This is a genomic window from Nocardia amamiensis (genome assembly GCF_015477605.1).
GTDB classification, from domain to species: domain Bacteria; phylum Actinomycetota; class Actinomycetes; order Mycobacteriales; family Mycobacteriaceae; genus Nocardia; species Nocardia amamiensis_A.
On record NZ_JADLQX010000016.1, the window covers coordinates 1 to 15,980 of the forward strand.

A 15,980-nucleotide genomic window follows, 5' to 3' on the forward strand; every position below is an offset into this window, starting at 1 on the left:
TCGGCGGTGGCTGCGGCACAGTCGGCGGTGGCTGCGGCACAGTCGGCGGTGGCTGCGGCACAGTCGGCGGTGGCTGCGGCACAGTCGGCGGTGGCTGCGGCACAGTCGGCGGTGGCTGCGGCACAGTCGGCGGTGGCTGCGGCACAGTTCGCGGTGGCTGCGGCACAGTTCGCGGTGGCTGCGGCGCGGTCGGTGACGGCGATACCGCGCTCACCTTCGGCGGCGGCGAACCCGGCGACCCTGGTGTAGGTGATGCCGAATTCGCGCTGATACCCGGCCCCGGTGTGTGGCCGGTGAGGACGATGGTCACCGCCCGCCCGCCGTTGTCGTCCGGAACCACCAGTGTCGCCGCGTACGAGCCGGGCGCCTGCGGTCGGAAAATCACTCGGAACACACAGGTCCCGGAACCCCCTGACGATGCGCAAGAGGCGCGCTTCGCGGTGAATGTGGAGTCTGCCTCCAGAAAAGCCGCTGACTCGTCGTCGCAGTCCAGTGCTGGGAACGAGACATCCCGTTCTGCGGCGGAGCCAGCGGCGACCGTACCGAAGTCGATGCTGTCCGCATACCGCGTACAGGATCCATCTCCGGGCGGGGGCAACGGACGCGACCCACCCGATGCGGGTACGGACGCCCCGGGCGGCTCGCCACCCGCATCCGACGGCGGCGGCGGGAGCCTGGTGATATACGCCTCCGATCCGACCTCCGCCGGTCGGCCGGTGGTGAGCATGACCGCCGTGATGGCGGCAGCCACGACCAGTGCGCCGACCCATCCGGTAGCGACCGGATGCGAAGACATCATGGAAACGGACTTACGTGCCGTATGTGTGGAAGCCATGCGGCCCCCCAGCAACTTCCCACCCGCACCGGATACCACGACCGCACCGGCCGCCGCCGCCAGCGCCTGACGGCGAACCCGGTCCTCGTGTTCGAAGTAGGCCAGGTCAGCGGCGGAACCGCTCGCGAGCGCGGCATCTCGACCGAGCTTCAGGACCGTTCCCCACGCACCCCACAGCAGCGTCAAGCCGAGCACGGGCGCGACTTTCCGCGCCAGAGTGCACGCGGACGCTTGCCTGCCATGGCCAACCGCGGCCTCCAGCACACGTTCGATAACCGGTGCGGCCTCCGCGATTTCCCTCGGCGCGGCCCGGTTCGTCCACTCGAGCACGGCGTCGAGGTAGTCGGCGGCATTCGGCGGCGGGATCCCCCATTCGCCCGCGACCGTACGGGGATCCACGGCCAGCCGGTAGCCCGCACCGGAGCTTTCGGCCAAATGCAGACCGGCCAGCTCGTCGAGCGCCGATGGACTGCCGACATCGCGAGTCATCGCCCGGCACAGAGCGGGCGACAGGTGGGCCCCCGCCACGGCACACAGCACCGTAAGAACGCGACGCGACCGCTCCCCGAGGCCGCCGACCAATGCGCGTTGCGGCACGTCGGGGGCAGCAGGCATCGCGGCCGCGCCACCGCCGCGAAGCCATGCGGCGGCCTGCAGTAAAGCGCGCGGATAACCGTTGGCCGCTCGGCACAACTGCAGCGCCGCCGCAACGTTCTCGTCCAACCCGCGGCCGAGTTCACGGGCCATCAGCCCGAGGCCCGCCTGTTCGTCCAAGCCCTGCAAGTCCAGCGAACGCCCCCGCCCCCACGCGACTCGCTGCCTGGTCGATACGACCAGGTCACTGGCGGGCAGCAAGTCGACGAGTGCAGAGAACTCCTCCACGGAACCCTCGAAATCGTCCACCACGACCAGCGCGCGGATGGAAGTCATCAGGCGGCGCAATCGGCGCAGATCGGGAATGTATCCCGGGGCGTCATAACAGGATTCGAACAGCTCCTGGATCACGTCCGGCGCCGCCACCCCGGCGGCGTGCAGGAACACCACGTCGCGGCCTTCGGCCGCACGATCGGCGGCGAACCGCCGCAGCAGTGCGGACTTGCCGACTCCGGGCCCGCCGCATACTTCGACCGGCAGTCCTTCCGCGAGCCACTGCATCAGCAGCGCCAATTCCATTCGCCTGCCGAGCAATTCGGCACCGGTCCTGGGCAGCGCCGTGCTCACCGGCCGCGTCCGCCGCGTCACGACGGGCGCTGGATCGTCGCGTACTACGACCGAGGAATTCTGTGCGTTGATGACGACGTTGCGATCCCCCACAACGACCTGACCGGCTACCGCACCACCCACGTGGACGCGGTAAACGGAATCGGACTCCCCCGTCATGTTCCTGTCGTCGCTGGCACAACACCGTTGTGGATGGCTTGCGCGACAGCGGGATGGGCCAGGTATTCGGCGATGCTGTGTGCCCGTTCCTTGGGATTGTCGACGGGGATTTCCCGGAGCTGTCCCTTCCAGATATGGCGCAGTGGGCAGCCGATGGTGATCGGATCGACCGCGGACCAGGCATTGAGCCAGTCGCCGACGCGCGCAGGCCGGTGCGGCCCTCGGACCAGGAGTTTGTCGTGGACCGAGTCCAACCCCAAGGGGCTGCCGAGAGTGACCAACACGGCGACGTCGAGCTGGGGCTGCAGCCGGGTGAGCAGATCCATCGCGACCACGGTGCCCAGACTGTGGCTGACCAGGGTGAGCTGCCCCGAAGCGGGGACGGTCTCGAGCACACAGTCGAGTACCGCCTGCCGGATCTGCTCGTCGGCGAGGTACGTGGAAACATCACGGAAGACTTGGGCGATGATGAGCTCGTCCAGGTCGCTGCGGGCAGCGAGCCAGCTGAGCTGTCGCTGCAGCTTGCTCACGATCGCACTGCCGATCGAACCCAGTCCTTCCACCTCGATGCGGTCCTCCGGTGGACCGTCCTCGGCGGGCATGCCGGCATCCGCGGCCGCGTTCTGCAGGATCTCTTCGTACAACTGGCGCGCCGGCGGTGTGGCCGGAGCCATTGCCAGGGCATGGTCGACGGCCATCGTTTCGGGCGCGAGGGTGGTCCTCTCCAGGGGCTGCAGCAGGGCGGCCAAACGGTCGCCGTAGAAGGGGAAGTACGCATCCGAGGGATCGAGCGGGCTGAGCCCGGCGAGGGTGAGACCTTTGTTGAGTCCGGCGGTCCACTCCCGGCGCAGGAGCTCGGGATCGCGACCGTGCTGACTGCGGCCGTGCAGGAACAGCAGGTGACGCGTGCCGCCGAAGGCGCCCGCTCGGGCGGTGACGCCGCCCCGGAGTCCCGTGCTCTCCCGTGGCGTGGGAGCTGGAGTCGCCGGCTCGACATGCTCCTCGACAGGTGCGAGGTGGGGAATAGCGGCCGACGGGCCGGCGGCCAGCCCACAGCCGGGACCGAGTTCGGCGAGGAGTTCTTCGTCCCGCGCCGAGCGCGGCAGGCAGGCCAGGTGCCTGAGGATCGCACTGATTCGCACACCCTCGTTGGCTGTCCAGGCGATCGCGTCGTCGCCATCGCCCTGGCGCCAGACCGTCCCGTCGCGGCGCAGAATCCGTCCCTGCTCGTCGGTGCGCGGCACACCGGAGTGGTGCAGCGCGACGACCTCCCACTGGTCATTGAAGACCGGGGAGCCGGAGTTTCCCGGTTCGGTGTCGGTCGAGTAGTGCAGGAAGTGATCGAGTTGCAGGTCGAGCTGGTTCTTGCGGATCCCGATTTCCTTCAGCCGGCCCATCGGGTGGCCGATGATGTTCATCGCCTCACCGACGACGATCTTTCCCTGGTCCATGATCAGGCGGTTCCACCAGCCGACGACGTCCCCAGGCGGTTTGCCGTCGGTCCGGGGAAGGACCGGCACGAGAGTGAAGTCCAGGTGCTCGTCGGTCACGAAGAAGTCGGGGTCGAGATGGAACCGCAGGGGAAGGCAGGGGTCGTTGTCGATCGTGGTCTCGGCGCCGAAATCGACCACGACCTGCCGGGCGGTGTCGAGGTCGGGAAGCACGTGATTGTTGGTCAGGAGCAGCCGGGGCGATACCAGGAACCCGGTGCCCAAAGGTATCTCTCGGCCATTGCGAATCATCGAGATCCGCGCGACCGTCGCGGCCGTGCGAGCGCCACGGGCCAGGAAGTTGGCCGGTTGGAGTTCGTTGCTGGCGCCGATGATCCGCTCGAGGGTGGCGATACGGTCGGCGGGCTCGGCCCTGCCGGCTTCGACTATGGCCTCGACCGGCATCTTGCCACTGGCCGCCAGCCGCTGCGCGCGAGCGCTGATTTGTTCCGGAGAGTCGACAACAGGGCTGTGCTTCATGTCGCGGATTTGCTCGATGTCCTCGCGCTTGGCCTCGGTAGCGCCGTAACGCTCTGCGGCGGCCTCGACCTGCTTCAACCACGCCGCCTGGATTTGTTCGCGAGAATTCATGGTCCATCCGCCTAGAACAGAAGTTGGTGTTGTCGGTCCGCTATCGGCGTGGAGTGTTCCTTGTGCGCGTCACACCACCGTCACCTCGCCGTCTCGCCCGGCGCGGCAGGTCCTCCCCGATGCCGTTCGGCCTCCGCCGTCACGGCGCTCGCAGTGCCTCGTGATCCGGTAGCCACTCGATCGTCGCGGCATCGCACTCCTGGACCGGAAGGAGCAGGTTGTCGATGTCCGGTGACGGCTCCTCGCCGAACTCGGCCCAGAGCAGGTCTCGGTATCGCTGATATTCGCGCAGGGCGTCGATCTTGTTGCCTTGCGCGAGATGAATCCGCATCAGAATCCGGCGGGAGCTCTCTCGCAGCGGCTCTGCCGCCGCGACCGCCGACGCGGCCATCAGGGCGGCCCCGAGCTGCCGGCGCTCCAGCAATGCTTCCGCTGCCGCTTCGAGCGCCGCGACCCAGGCCAATCGATACCGTTCCCGGTCGACGACAACCCACTCCTCGTCCCAGTCCGGCAGTAACTCCCCCCGGGTCAGCAGCAGCGGAACTCGCGAGAGATCCTCTGCGCATGGCTGGTGCACCAGTTTGTGCGCCAATTCGGTCAGGTACGGCAGATCGACGGATACGTTCGGGTGCAGCCGAAGACGATCACCGTTGATCTCGACGACTGCGTCCTGGACACGGCGCAGCCGCCACAGAGCGGTTCGCAGACGCTGTGCCGCGCAGCGATCAGCGCATTCCGGCCACAGCGCGCCGGCAAGGCGGCCACGAGCGACCGGTCGATTCAGCAGTGCCAGATAGGTCAGCACCCGTTCTGCCGCGTGTGGAACGGAAAGCCGAAGACCGCCGCTGTGCAGGGCGAATTCCTCGACCAAAGAGAGCTGGAAACACGCCGTATTCATGGCATTGTGGTCGATGAGCACCATTTCACTACTCAATCGCGAAAGTCGGTCTTCATACTGTCGGCACGAGTAGCCGACTACGTGATCACCACTGGATCTCCGAAACGGCGCGCAACGGACTGGACAATTCCTCCGGCGCCATATGGAGATCCGCGTCCCGCAGGGTTTGCGGGAAGTGGACGAGCGCCCGCTGCTCGATTTCGGTCAATGGAACCTGGAAGACGCGGAACTCGTCCAGGTCCAGCGCTTCGAGTGGCTGCAGGTTCTGGCTCAACAGAAATCCGCGGGCCTTCAGCTCGCCGTTCTCGACGAACGCGAGGATCTTCCAGAACTCGCGCGGGATCTTGACTTGCCGGAACTCCCGGTCGTCGTCGGTGAAGACCGGACCGCCGAACGCGCTCACTTTGAGGTCGTCGACATCGGCGTCGGCGAAGACCGCGTCTTCGAGCCGGCCCCAGATTCCGTTGCGCGCGCTCTGATTGAAGTCGTCCATCTGCGGGGTGATGTTGGTGTAGAAGAACGAGTCCTTGTTGGCTGTCGCCGCCTCGGTCGCACTACCCCAGATCAGATCGGCCCGTCGCGCGAGGTGGCCGCGATCGAGCCGGTTGTCGCGGTACAACTCGTTGCCGACCTGTGCATCCGCATCGAGTCTCGGGTCTTTGACGAAATCGATCTTCTTTCGCGAGAGCTTTCTGATCGAGGCGCCATCGATGTTCCACGCCACCCAGATGGCGAACCGGCGTGACCGGCGCATCGCGAGGGTGAAATGCGTGTAGTGCAGCACTTCCGACCCGTCGAGCGCCGTCGCGACGTCGGGGCGAACCCGCGCGTCGACCACAGGCAGCGGAATCGGCGCCGCGAGGAAACGCGGGTCGTATCCGGTCGCGGCCGCGGCCTCCTCGACGGCGATGCTCTCCGGAATCGTTGTTCGCAGCGCTTCGACCGCTTCCGGTTCGGAGACCTTCTCGTGCATGGTGAACCGCACCGATATCTCGGCGGCGAGTTCCCCGTCGATCTCTTTGTAGCCGAGACCGACCGAGGAAATGCCAGGATCCGTGAGCAAACCCTCACCGTTGGTCCGGATGAACTTTCGCAGGGCGATGAGCAGGCCGTCCTGCCGTTGGTCAGATGATGAATGGATTTTCGCAGGCATTGTCGACTCCATGTTCGGTGTTACGCCGGGCGCACGCCACCAGCCACCACCATCCTTGGTGCACCGGACGGCGCGCAGCACGAGTAGTGAACTACTCGAAAATGGAGTCCTTTTATGGTCGATACCATTTGTCCAATTGACAATTGAATCGGCTCCGGCGCCGAGCACGGTCACCGGAGCCGGTCGGCGACCGTGATCAGCCCAGGGTCTTCAGCAATTCGTCCGCGACACCCGCCGAGGAAGCCGGGTTCTGGCCGGTGATCAGCGTGCGGTCCAGCACCACGTTCGGCGTCCACGGGTCCGCCTCGCGGAAATCCGCACCGATCTGGACCAAGCGGTCCTGGAGCAGCCACTTGGCTTTGCCTGCGAAACCGGCCTGGGTCTCTTCGGCGTTGGTGAAGCCGGTCAGGGTGTATCCGGCGAAGCTGTTGGCGCCGTCGTCCTTGGTGGCGGCCAGCAGCGCGGCCGGTGCATGGCACACCACCGCCAAGGGCTTGCCCGATGCCAGGGCCGCGGTCAGCAGGCGGCCGGAGTCGGCGTCGACCGCGAGATCTTCCATCGGTCCGTGCCCGCCGGGGTAGAACACCGCCGCGTAGTCGTCGAGGTCGACGTCCGCCAGAACGACGGGGTTGTTCAGTTCGGCACTCGTGGCGATCACCTGCGCCCGGTGATCGGCGGTCTCCTGGCCGCCGTTGACCTCCGCGGCGAGGCTGCTCTGATCCACACTCGGTACGGCGCCGCCAGGTGTGGCGACCACGATCTCGTGGCCCGCGGACTTCAGCTTCTCGAAGGGCACCACGAACTCCTCGGCCCAGAAGCCGGTCGGATGCTTCGTCCCGTCGGCGAGCGTCCAGTAGTCGACGCCGGTCATCACGAAAAGGATCTTCGACATGTTGTCTCCGTCTTCCGGAACCCGGTAACCGGGGTTCGATCATCGAGCACGTCGCGCTGACTCGAACGCATTCCTCATGTTCCACAGGCACGCTGGGCCGTCAGCGGCGACACCGTCGAAGGTAGTCCCGCGCCTCCATGGATGACGAATAAGAGGCCCGATTTCAGACATCGGAATTTCGATGGATCGGCGAACATCGCGCGGTGGCGGAATCGGGCCGACCTTCGAATCCGCCGCAAACCCTGAGCACCGTGGCGGCAACGCAATGGTCACCGGCACCGGCCACCAGGGACCTCGGCCCGAGCCAGCCGGTAGCGGGGGCCATACTGGACAAATGACGGAGACGGGACAGTGCCGGCAGGACGCTGCACACAGGGCGCTCGGCGGCTGCCCCGACATCGGCAGTTTTCGATTCTGGTTCGCCGATCAGAGGTGGGAGTGGTCCGAGGACGTCGCCGCGATGCACGGCTACTCCCCCGATGAGACCGAGCCCTCCACCGAGCTGGTGCTGAGCCATCAGCACCCCGACGACCGCGAACGGGTCGCCAAGACGCTCAGCGAGGCCATCGAGACGGCTGCGCCGTTCTGCAGCCGCCACCGGATCATCGACACGTCGGGCGACACGCACGACGTGATCGTGATCGGCGATCGACTGCTCGACGCGCAGGGCACGATGATCGGCACCTCGGGCTACTACCTCGATGTCACCGAGACGTTGCAGGACAACCGGCAGGAAGCCGTCGACGACCTGCTGCCCGATCTCATCGACGCCCGCGCGGTGATCGAACAGGCCAAAGGCATCGTCATGTTCGTCTACGGCCTCAACGCCGATCAGGCGTTCCGGGTGCTGCGCTGGCGCTCGCAGGAAACCAACGTCAAGATCCGCACGCTGGCCGAGCAACTCGTCTTCGAGGTCATCGCGATGGGCGGCGCGCTGGTTCAGCAGCGCACCAGTTTCGACCATCTCCTGCTGACTCTGCACGACCGCGCGACATCATCCGAGCCGGTCGGCGACTGACCGGCGCGTGCCCTCAGGACCCGGCCGCCGAACGGATCATTCCCTTGGTCCGCATGAGGAACTCACCGAGATAGCTGTCGTGCGGGACACCGGGACGCAACCAGGTGGTCGGGTTGTCGCCGAGGTAGAGGTTGGTGATGGTCGGCTCGTCCAGCAGCGTGTCGATGAGATCGCGTCGCTCGGTCATCGCGGTGAGAACGAGCGAATGACGTAAGGGGCCAAGGCCATCCGACGGCGACCACGGCCCGACCCACACACAAGGGAAGGCGAGTTCCACCGCGAGCTGAGGCGCGCTGCTGCTGTCGACGAGGTGAACCGCGGGGCGTAGCACAGCGGCGCCCGGGGACACCTCGTCGACGATGGTGTCGCCGCCCAGCAGCGGACGGGCATCGCCGGCGACCTGGCGCAGGTAGCGGTCCATGGCCGCCACGGATTCGGTGGGCTGCACGGTCAGGATCGCGTCGGGGTGCTCGGCGGGCAAACTGGGAATCCCCGCCAGCTCCGCGGCGAGCGCACGCGCCAGCGGCTCCGGATCGCCCTCCACGAGCACCGCGGTGGTGCAGGTGCAGGCCGTGCCACCGAGATGGCTCACCGATTCGGCGATCAGCGCGACCTTGTCGCGCCAGTCCACGTCCGCGGTCACCAGGATCTTCGAGCGTCCCGGTCCCTGCGTGAGCACCCGCGTGCTGCCGCCGTACTTGTCGACCACGTCTTGTCCGCCGTAGACGATGGCGAAGTCCGATTCGGCGACCAAGACGTCGGCAGCCTCGTAGTCGGTCGGCAGCAAGGTGACCAGCTCCGGCGGCATGCCCGCCATGCGCAGCGCACTGACCAGACGGAACGCGGTATACGGCTCCCGGGTCGATGGCCGCACCGCCACTTTGTAGCCGAGAGCCAGCGCCTCGGGCCACAAGCCGTGCACAGCTGGCGTGTTCCCGGCCGCGTGCACGGCGAACACGTCGCCCTTCCTGGTCCAGACGGCGCAGCCGTCCAGGGTGCGCTCGTCCTGCCAGTCCGCTACCGCGCCTTTCGGCATGGCGAACTCGAGCGTGGCGCGCTGCTCGCGCAGCACGTCCGCGACCCACCGCACCGACTGCCACACCACCGCGAGCGGCACGCCCGACGCGACGCAGACCAGTCGTGCGTACTCATCCGGTCCCAGCCCGCCGATCTCGGCCTCGGTGAACAGGTCGGCCGCACGTTCCAGCACCGCGAAGCGCTCGGCGGCGGGCAGCACCGGCGCCTTGCGCATCGCCGCCAGCGCACGCCGCACATACAGCGCCGGCACCTGCGAGATCTCCCCGATCGGCGCGCCGGACAGCGTGGTCAGCGGCTTACGGTCGCGCGCGCGGAAACTGCCCTGCGGGCCGAGCGCGTCGATGTGCACGAACTCGTCCATCAGTACACCCCCTCGATCACCTCAGCGCCGGCGAACGAGGTCATCGGCGCCACGTCGGCGACGGAGCAACCGGCCGTGCCCTTCGGCGGCTCGACCTTCATGGCGAGATCGCGCTCCGGATTGTTCGGCAGCAGAGCGTATTTGGTGAGGTGATGCATCACGACCTGCCCGCGCTCTCCGTCGGCGACGTCGTCGCCGGTCTCCGGGTCGACCACCTCGAACGCGAGGTAGGGGCTCGGCGGATCGAAGACGGGCAGCCCGTCCGGGCGCTCCTCGTCGCGCTCGCGGGACATGCCCAGAATGGTGGTGCTGCCGTAGAGGCCTTTGAGCGGAATGCCGGGGAAGATCTCCTGCCGGAAGATCTCACGGGAGTCGGCGTTCATGTGCGCTCCGCTCCAGCAGATGAACTTGATCTTCCGGCGAATCTGCTCCACCAGGTCGTCGCGGCGGGCGATTCGTTCCAGCAGCGGCGGCGTGGTGATCAGGATCCCGACCGACTGGGTGGTGAGGATCTGCGCGACCTGGTCGACGACGTGCTCGGCGTAACGTTCGGTGTTCTCGGTGTCGCCGCGCGCGATCATCTGCTTGATCCAGCGCGGATCGAGATCGACGGTGAAGCGGACGCCACGATGCCTGCGCGCCCGGCGCTGCGCGAACTCACCGAACATGTGCGGGCCGCTCGGCGCCACGGCGAGGGTGTTCACCGTGCCGAGGTCGGCGTAGTGGTGCTCGTCCCAGCTCAGCGCGAACTCCATCCAGCGGTCGAACATGACGAACCGTTTCGGCGCGCCGGTGGTGCCCCCGCTCTCGTAGATACCCGCGATCTCGCGGTCGGCGCCCTGCAAACCCCGCGGAATCAGGTCCTCCACGGCGACGGTCCGGAATTCGTCGATGACATTGGGAAAGCGGCGCAGATCCGCGAAGGTGCGGATGTCGGCGATCGGGTCGAAGTCCAGCGTCCGCGCCCGGCGCAGCCAGTACGGACTGCCGGTCTCCTCGCTGAAATGCCATGCCATCACGGCGCGCAGGTATTCCTCGGCGTCGATCATCGCGTAGTCGTGCGCGGCAAGGTCCAGAATTACGGGGCGCAATAGCGGCCTCCAGTGACGTGCCCCGAATCGGGGCATTCAGCTCGAACGCGGCAATCTTCTCCTGTCCGCACCCACGAAAACCGCCGCGTCGCGCAGTTCGATCCGCCGATAGGACACTCTTATGGAGCGAATCGCCACACGCCACGAGCCGCGCCATTGTGTTCACGGCGCGACCCTGGTCGTGGGGTACTCCTGATGCAGCTTTCGTACGGGTGTCACAGAGTGAGCAGGGTTTTGACAGCGCGGCGTTCGTCCATGGCCTCGTAGCCCTCGGCGGCCTGGTCCAGGGGAAGGGTGAGGTCGAAGACCTTGCCGGGGTCGATCGTTCGATCCCAGATGAGCTGAGCGAGGTCGGGCAGGAAGCGGCGGACGGGTGCGGGGCCGCCCATGAGGTGGACTTCGGCGAAGAACAGCTGATCGGCGGGCAGGGTGACGCCGGCGAGTTCTACCCGGACTGGGACCACATGGCCGACGGCGCGGTCGACCTGCGGCGTACCGACGCCGGACGCGAACCCCTACGACCGCGGCATCTCCGACCTCGTCGGTGAACTGTCCACCCGCAGCGAGGGATTCCGTATCCGCTTGATCTCGGCTACGCCGCCGGTGAGACCTTCGGACGGCACTTTGTGGAGCCGATCACCAAGACCCGTTCCGAGTGGTAGCTCGCCGTACCCCTTGGTAGGTTTCGGCTTGTCCGCGCAGCGTCGCGCACCACCTTCAGCTTCGACCCGCGGAACTTTCCTTCGATCCACAGTTCGTGCGCCTCTTCGTCATGGAAGCAGGCGGGAATCGCCATACCCACGCAGCCGATTTCGCGGTCGCTCTCGACGGCGAAGACGGCGGCGGCACCCTGCCCGCCTGCCTGCCGCAGGCGTGACCGTCCTGTCCCATCAAGCCTTGGAGAACCGGTGGTAACCGCACTACCTCACCAGCCCGCGGAACTCGACGCGGTCATCTTCGACTACAACGGCGTCATCGGCCTGCAGCCCACGGTTCCTATGTGGAGCAGGCTCGCCGAACTCGCCGGATGGCACGCAGACCAGCTCGGACTCTTCCAGAACGCTTTCTGGAGCGCCCGCGAACCCTACGATTCCGGCGAGTTCGACCACGCTGACTTCTGGACCGCCGTGCTCGGCCATCGCCCGGAACCGGAACTGCTCACCCGGCTGCTTGCCGTCGACACCGCGCTGTGGACCCGGACCGACGACCGCGTCGTCGCACTCCTGCACCAGGCCCGGCGGGCCGATCTCCCGATGGTGCTGCTCTCCAACGCACCCCATCCGGTCAGCGATGCCCTCGACGCCTCCGACTGGCGCACTCTGATGACCGACGCCCTCTACTCGGCCCGGCTCGGCATGAACAAACCCCATCCCGAGACCTACCGAAACGCACTGGCCGCGACCGGAATCAGCGATCCCGGCCGCGTCCTGTTCGTCGACGACCGTGCCGACAACTGCCAAGCCGCCGCTCGCCTCGGCTTGCGCGCTCTTCACTACACCGGCTCACCCGCCGATATCGAGGACCACCTCCGCCTCGCCAGCGTCGCCGCGTAGATTCCCGCGCGTCGTCGGGCGCCGGAGATCCACCGGATCCTGTCAAGGCGAGCAGGCTCGGCTCGACCGAACCACAGTGGCTGGAACACCATTCCAGCTAGCCGGCTACCGACGCGGCCCGGAAGGCGGCGATAGTGGCGCGCAGCGCGTCTGCGGTGGGCGTCGGTTCGATGCCGAACCTCGCAGTGGCATCGGAGGATTCGATGACGAACGGACGATCGAACTGATAGCGCAACTCGGGTAGCTCACGCGCGTCGGGATCGAAAAGCCCGGCGGCCCACAGCAGCGCGGCGGGCATTCGTCGCACACGTGCGGGTGGTGCGCCCGCAACCGTCGCGGCTAGTTCAGCAAGCTCACGGATGGACATCGGCGGCGCTGTCGGCGTGTGCCACGCTCGACCCCAGGCGTCTGCGTCATCCGCGACCGCGACCAGGGTGCGCGCGGTATCGCCGACATCGGTCCAGCTGTGCGCTGTGTCCAGATCGGCGGGGAACAGCACCCGGCGACCGACGAGCACGGCGGGCAGCGCTACGGCGGTGAATACCGATTTCGCGCCGGCGCCGAGGTAATCCGACCCGCGCACCTCGGCGGTGCGGATCCGGCCCGCCTCGTGAGCGGCAAGCGCCTCGGCCCACAGTTTCGCCCGCACCCGCCCTTTCTCGCTGTTCGGGCGCAGCGGTTGCCGCTCGGTGATCGGTCCGTCGACTTGCCCGTAGCCGTAGAGATTTCCCACACTGAGCAATCCGGCGCCGGTCACCTCGGCCGCATGGAGCGCGGCGGCGGCCAGCGGTGGGAAATCTCTGGCCCAACGGTGGTACGGAGGCTGAGCGCACTGGTAGACGACGCCCGCGCCCGCACAGTGCCGGACCAGCACGGCGGCATCGGTCGCGTCGGCGGCGATCCGCTCGACCAGCGGGTGATCCGGGCCGCTACCGCGCCGGGTGATCAAGCGCACCCGATCGCCGCGCGTGGCGAGCAGCTGGGCGGTGGCCGATCCGACCGGGCCGGCCCCGATGACGACGTGCAGGGACATTGGTAATCCATCCTGTCAGCGTTCCGTTGCGAGAACATTGTTCTCGTTATGACCCAACTGTAGCCGTGAACGCTGATCCCAGTCAAGAACAACGTTCTCTATTCTCGCGCCCGTTCTCGGAACGGTTACTTGTTCTCTATACTTCCCGCATGTCCGCTTCGTCATTGCGCGCCCGCGTCCGCTCCGAGATGACCGACGAGATCAAGGCTGCCGCGCGCAAGCGGCTGGCGGTGGATGGCGCGAATCTGTCCCTCCGCGGTGTCGCCCGCGACCTGGGCATCGTCGCCTCCGCGCTCTACCGATACTTCCCGAGCCGCGACGACCTGCTGACGGCTTTGATCATGGAGGCGTACCGAGCGCTCGCCGCCACCGCCGAAGCCGCCGACGCGAAGCTGCCCGCCACCGACCTCCGCGGCCGGTGGCTTGCGGTGTGCTCCTCCGTGCGGGACTGGGCACTGGCCCATCCGGCCGAGTACGGCCTCCTGTACGGCAGTCCGGTACCCGGTTACGACGCACCGGAGGACACCGTGGCGCCCGCGGCCGCCGTTGTCTTCCGGCTCGTCGCCATCGCGCAGGCCGGCGCGAAAGAGCTGACGCCGCCGCCCCTTCCGACTCCGCTGCCCCCACCCGTCCGGGCCGAGCTGCGCCACCTCATCGAGCAGCAGCCCTCCGAACTGCCCGAAGAGGTGCTCGACCGGGTCTTCGTCGGCTGGACCCACTTGTTCGGCCTGCTCAACTTCGAAATCTTCGGACGTCTGGACAACACCATCGAAGCCAGGGCCGAGTACTTCGCTCACCACATGAACCTGATGGCGGACCTGGTGGGGCTGCCATAGCAGTCCGGCACGGCAACGGCGTGTCCCCGGCCAGTTGGAGCAACCGCCAACCGCTCGACGCTACGGTGACTGAACCGAGATACGCCGCGTTCCACTCGACGACCGAACATCACTCATTCGTGGAGGAACATTGCCGAGCTCGTTCACTCGAAGGGGATTTCTGACCAGCGCGGCGACCTCGGCAACGGCCGCGGCCGCCGTCTCCGCCGGGGCCGCACCGGGCAAGGCGCGAGCGGATATCGATCCGGACAAGCCGAACATCCTCGTGATCATCGTGGACGAGATGCGCACACCCATGTGGTTTCCCGATCAGGGGACTGTGGATCGCGTGCTGCCGAATATCGCCCGGATCCGCGAGGGCGGAGTGTCGTTCGAGAACCACTACACCGCGGCGAACGACTGCACACCGGCTCGCGGTTGCCTGCTCACCGGCCTCTACTCGCAGCAAACCGGCGTGATGGTGGTATCGGAGTCGACGCTGACGCCGCTGTTCCCCACGTGGGGGTCGATGCTGCGCGAGCACGGCTACGACACCACCTACTGGGGCAAGTGGCATCTCGGTAGCTACCCGGATCGCACGCCGGGCGCGCTCGAGGCGTACGGATTCCACGGTGGCACCTATCCCTCCCCCAACGGCGCGCCGGGCCAAGGGCTGCAAGCGGATCCGAAGATCGTCGACCAATTCGTCGACTGGTTCCACAACGATTCCGGCAGCGCTCCGTGGTGCACCACCGTGTCGCTGGTCAATCCGCACGACATCCAGTGGTGGCCGCGCTGGACGCGCCGCGACCAATTCAACGCCGACATCCCGCGCTGGATGAACGACCTTCCGCCCAATTTCGAATCGCTGGAACAACTGTCGAAGAAGCCGCGGCTGCAGATGGCGCTGGTCGAGGTATCCGCCGTGGCATTCGGGCCTGCGCCCTACGGAACGCCCGAAGCCATGCACGCCTGGATCGACATGCGCAACCTCTATCTCTGGGCCCAGCAGCAGGTCGACATCCAGATCGGGCGTGTGCTCGACACCCTGAACTCCCGCCCCGAGGTCGCGGCCAACACCGTCATCGTCTTCACCTCCGATCACGGTGATTACGCCGGTTCGCACGGCCTGCACGGCAAGGGCGGCGCCTCCTACGACGAGGCGATCCGGGTTCCGCTCTACGTCCACGATCCGCGCGGCTACCTCAGCCCGGTCGCGGGTACCAGCAGCAGGATCCAGCTCACCTCCAGCGTCGATTTCACGCCACTGCTGCTCACGATCGCCACCGGCGGAAACGGCTGGCGCGGCGATGGACGCTACGAACACCTCAGCGGCCGACTCGACATCGCCGCGATCTGCCGTAACCCGGGCGCCGCAGGCCGTCCCTGGGTCGCGCACACCACCGACGAGGACTCCATCGAAGAGGCCGCGATCCTGTTCAACCAGAACGCCCCTGGCCACGTGGCGATGGTGCGCACCGCCGACGCGAAATTCACCTCCTACTCCCATTGGGTGCGCGGCCAGATCCAGATCGATGCGGCGAGCGAGCAGGAATTCGAGCTCTACGACTACAGCACCGACGGCGGTCGCCTCGAGCTGGACAACCAGGCTGCCACCGGAAACCCGTTGCGCGGGGAGATGGAAGCGCTGCTCGACAACGTCATCCAGAACGAGATCCAGCAGCCGCTGCCGCCGTATCTGCGGGCCGCCCAAGAGGAAGGCATCGGCGACTACATATCGGCCCAGACCAACGTCTTGGTCCAAGCCGAGCGTATCGGTAACGCTCTGCTGGATGCCGTGCCGAAGCCCTAGCACATCGCTCAGCCTGGTG

11 protein-coding genes and 2 pseudogenes are annotated in these 15,980 nt (G+C 67.0%); 4 read left to right on the forward strand and 9 right to left on the reverse strand.

Translation table 11 applies throughout. From position 1 onward, the window contains the following. From IU459_RS21195 to IU459_RS21215, 5 genes and pseudogenes are all read right to left on the reverse strand, one after another. Window positions 1-2,215: pseudogene (locus tag IU459_RS21195) on the reverse strand (hypothetical protein); the annotation flags it as partial. Beyond that, window positions 2,212-4,296, reverse strand: coding sequence for a S1 family peptidase (locus IU459_RS21200; protein ID WP_195131298.1), 2,085 nt, complete (start codon window positions 4,294-4,296; stop codon window positions 2,212-2,214). The gene IU459_RS21200 and the pseudogene IU459_RS21195, both read right to left, overlap by 4 nt. 139 nt (window positions 4,297-4,435) lie before the next feature. Next, a complete protein-coding gene (locus tag IU459_RS21205; RefSeq protein ID WP_195131299.1) occupies window positions 4,436-5,230 on the reverse strand; it encodes an AfsR/SARP family transcriptional regulator in 795 nt (264 codons plus the stop codon). 49 nt (window positions 5,231-5,279) lie between these two features. After that, window positions 5,280-6,347: a DNA/RNA non-specific endonuclease gene (locus IU459_RS21210; RefSeq protein ID WP_228838279.1), complete on the reverse strand. Its 1,068-nt coding sequence runs from the start codon at window positions 6,345-6,347 to the stop codon at window positions 5,280-5,282. Between the two features lie 196 nt (window positions 6,348-6,543). Further along, window positions 6,544-7,239, reverse strand: a complete 696-nt coding sequence (locus IU459_RS21215; protein WP_195131301.1) for a type 1 glutamine amidotransferase domain-containing protein — start codon at window positions 7,237-7,239, stop codon at window positions 6,544-6,546. A gap of 334 nt (window positions 7,240-7,573) precedes the next feature. Here IU459_RS21215 and IU459_RS21220 point away from each other — a divergent pair, with 334 nt between their 5' ends. Beyond that, window positions 7,574-8,257 carry a PAS and ANTAR domain-containing protein gene (locus IU459_RS21220; protein WP_195131302.1) on the forward strand — a complete coding sequence of 228 codons (684 nt, stop codon included), beginning with the start codon at window positions 7,574-7,576 and terminating at the stop codon, window positions 8,255-8,257. 13 nt (window positions 8,258-8,270) lie between these two features. Here the strand turns inward: IU459_RS21220 and IU459_RS21225 are convergent, their stop codons facing one another. From IU459_RS21225 to IU459_RS21235, 3 genes and pseudogenes are all read right to left on the reverse strand, one after another. Further along, the gene (locus tag IU459_RS21225) at window positions 8,271-9,656 is read right to left on the reverse strand and encodes an aldehyde dehydrogenase family protein (protein WP_195131303.1); all 1,386 of its coding nucleotides are present in this window, start codon (window positions 9,654-9,656) and stop codon (window positions 8,271-8,273) included. Further along, on the reverse strand, window positions 9,656-10,747 hold the full coding sequence (locus tag IU459_RS21230) for an AMP-binding protein (protein WP_228838280.1): 1,092 nt from the start codon (window positions 10,745-10,747) through the stop codon (window positions 9,656-9,658). The genes IU459_RS21225 and IU459_RS21230 overlap by 1 nt, the downstream gene beginning before the upstream one ends. 215 nt (window positions 10,748-10,962) lie before the next feature. Next, a pseudogene (locus tag IU459_RS21235) lies at window positions 10,963-11,226 on the reverse strand (IMP dehydrogenase); the annotation flags it as partial. A 429-nt stretch (window positions 11,227-11,655) separates the two neighbouring features. On the opposite strand from IU459_RS21235, the gene IU459_RS39345 reads away from it, so the two are divergent. Further along, entirely contained in the window at window positions 11,656-12,300 is a 645-nt protein-coding gene (locus IU459_RS39345) for an HAD family hydrolase (protein WP_324198967.1), read from the forward strand. Window positions 12,301-12,397: 97 nt separating this feature from the next. Here the strand turns inward: IU459_RS39345 and IU459_RS21245 are convergent, their stop codons facing one another. After that, on the reverse strand, window positions 12,398-13,333 hold the full coding sequence (locus IU459_RS21245; RefSeq protein WP_195131305.1) for an NAD-dependent epimerase/dehydratase family protein: 936 nt from the start codon (window positions 13,331-13,333) through the stop codon (window positions 12,398-12,400). A 149-nt stretch (window positions 13,334-13,482) separates the two neighbouring features. On the opposite strand from IU459_RS21245, the gene IU459_RS21250 reads away from it, so the two are divergent. Both IU459_RS21250 and IU459_RS21255 read left to right on the forward strand, forming a co-directional pair. After that, window positions 13,483-14,169, forward strand: a complete 687-nt coding sequence (locus IU459_RS21250) for a TetR/AcrR family transcriptional regulator (protein ID WP_195131306.1) — start codon at window positions 13,483-13,485, stop codon at window positions 14,167-14,169. Window positions 14,170-14,299: 130 nt separating this feature from the next. Next, the gene (locus tag IU459_RS21255) at window positions 14,300-15,961 is read left to right on the forward strand and encodes a sulfatase-like hydrolase/transferase (protein ID WP_195131307.1); all 1,662 of its coding nucleotides are present in this window, start codon (window positions 14,300-14,302) and stop codon (window positions 15,959-15,961) included. Window positions 15,962-15,980 lie beyond the last annotated feature (19 nt).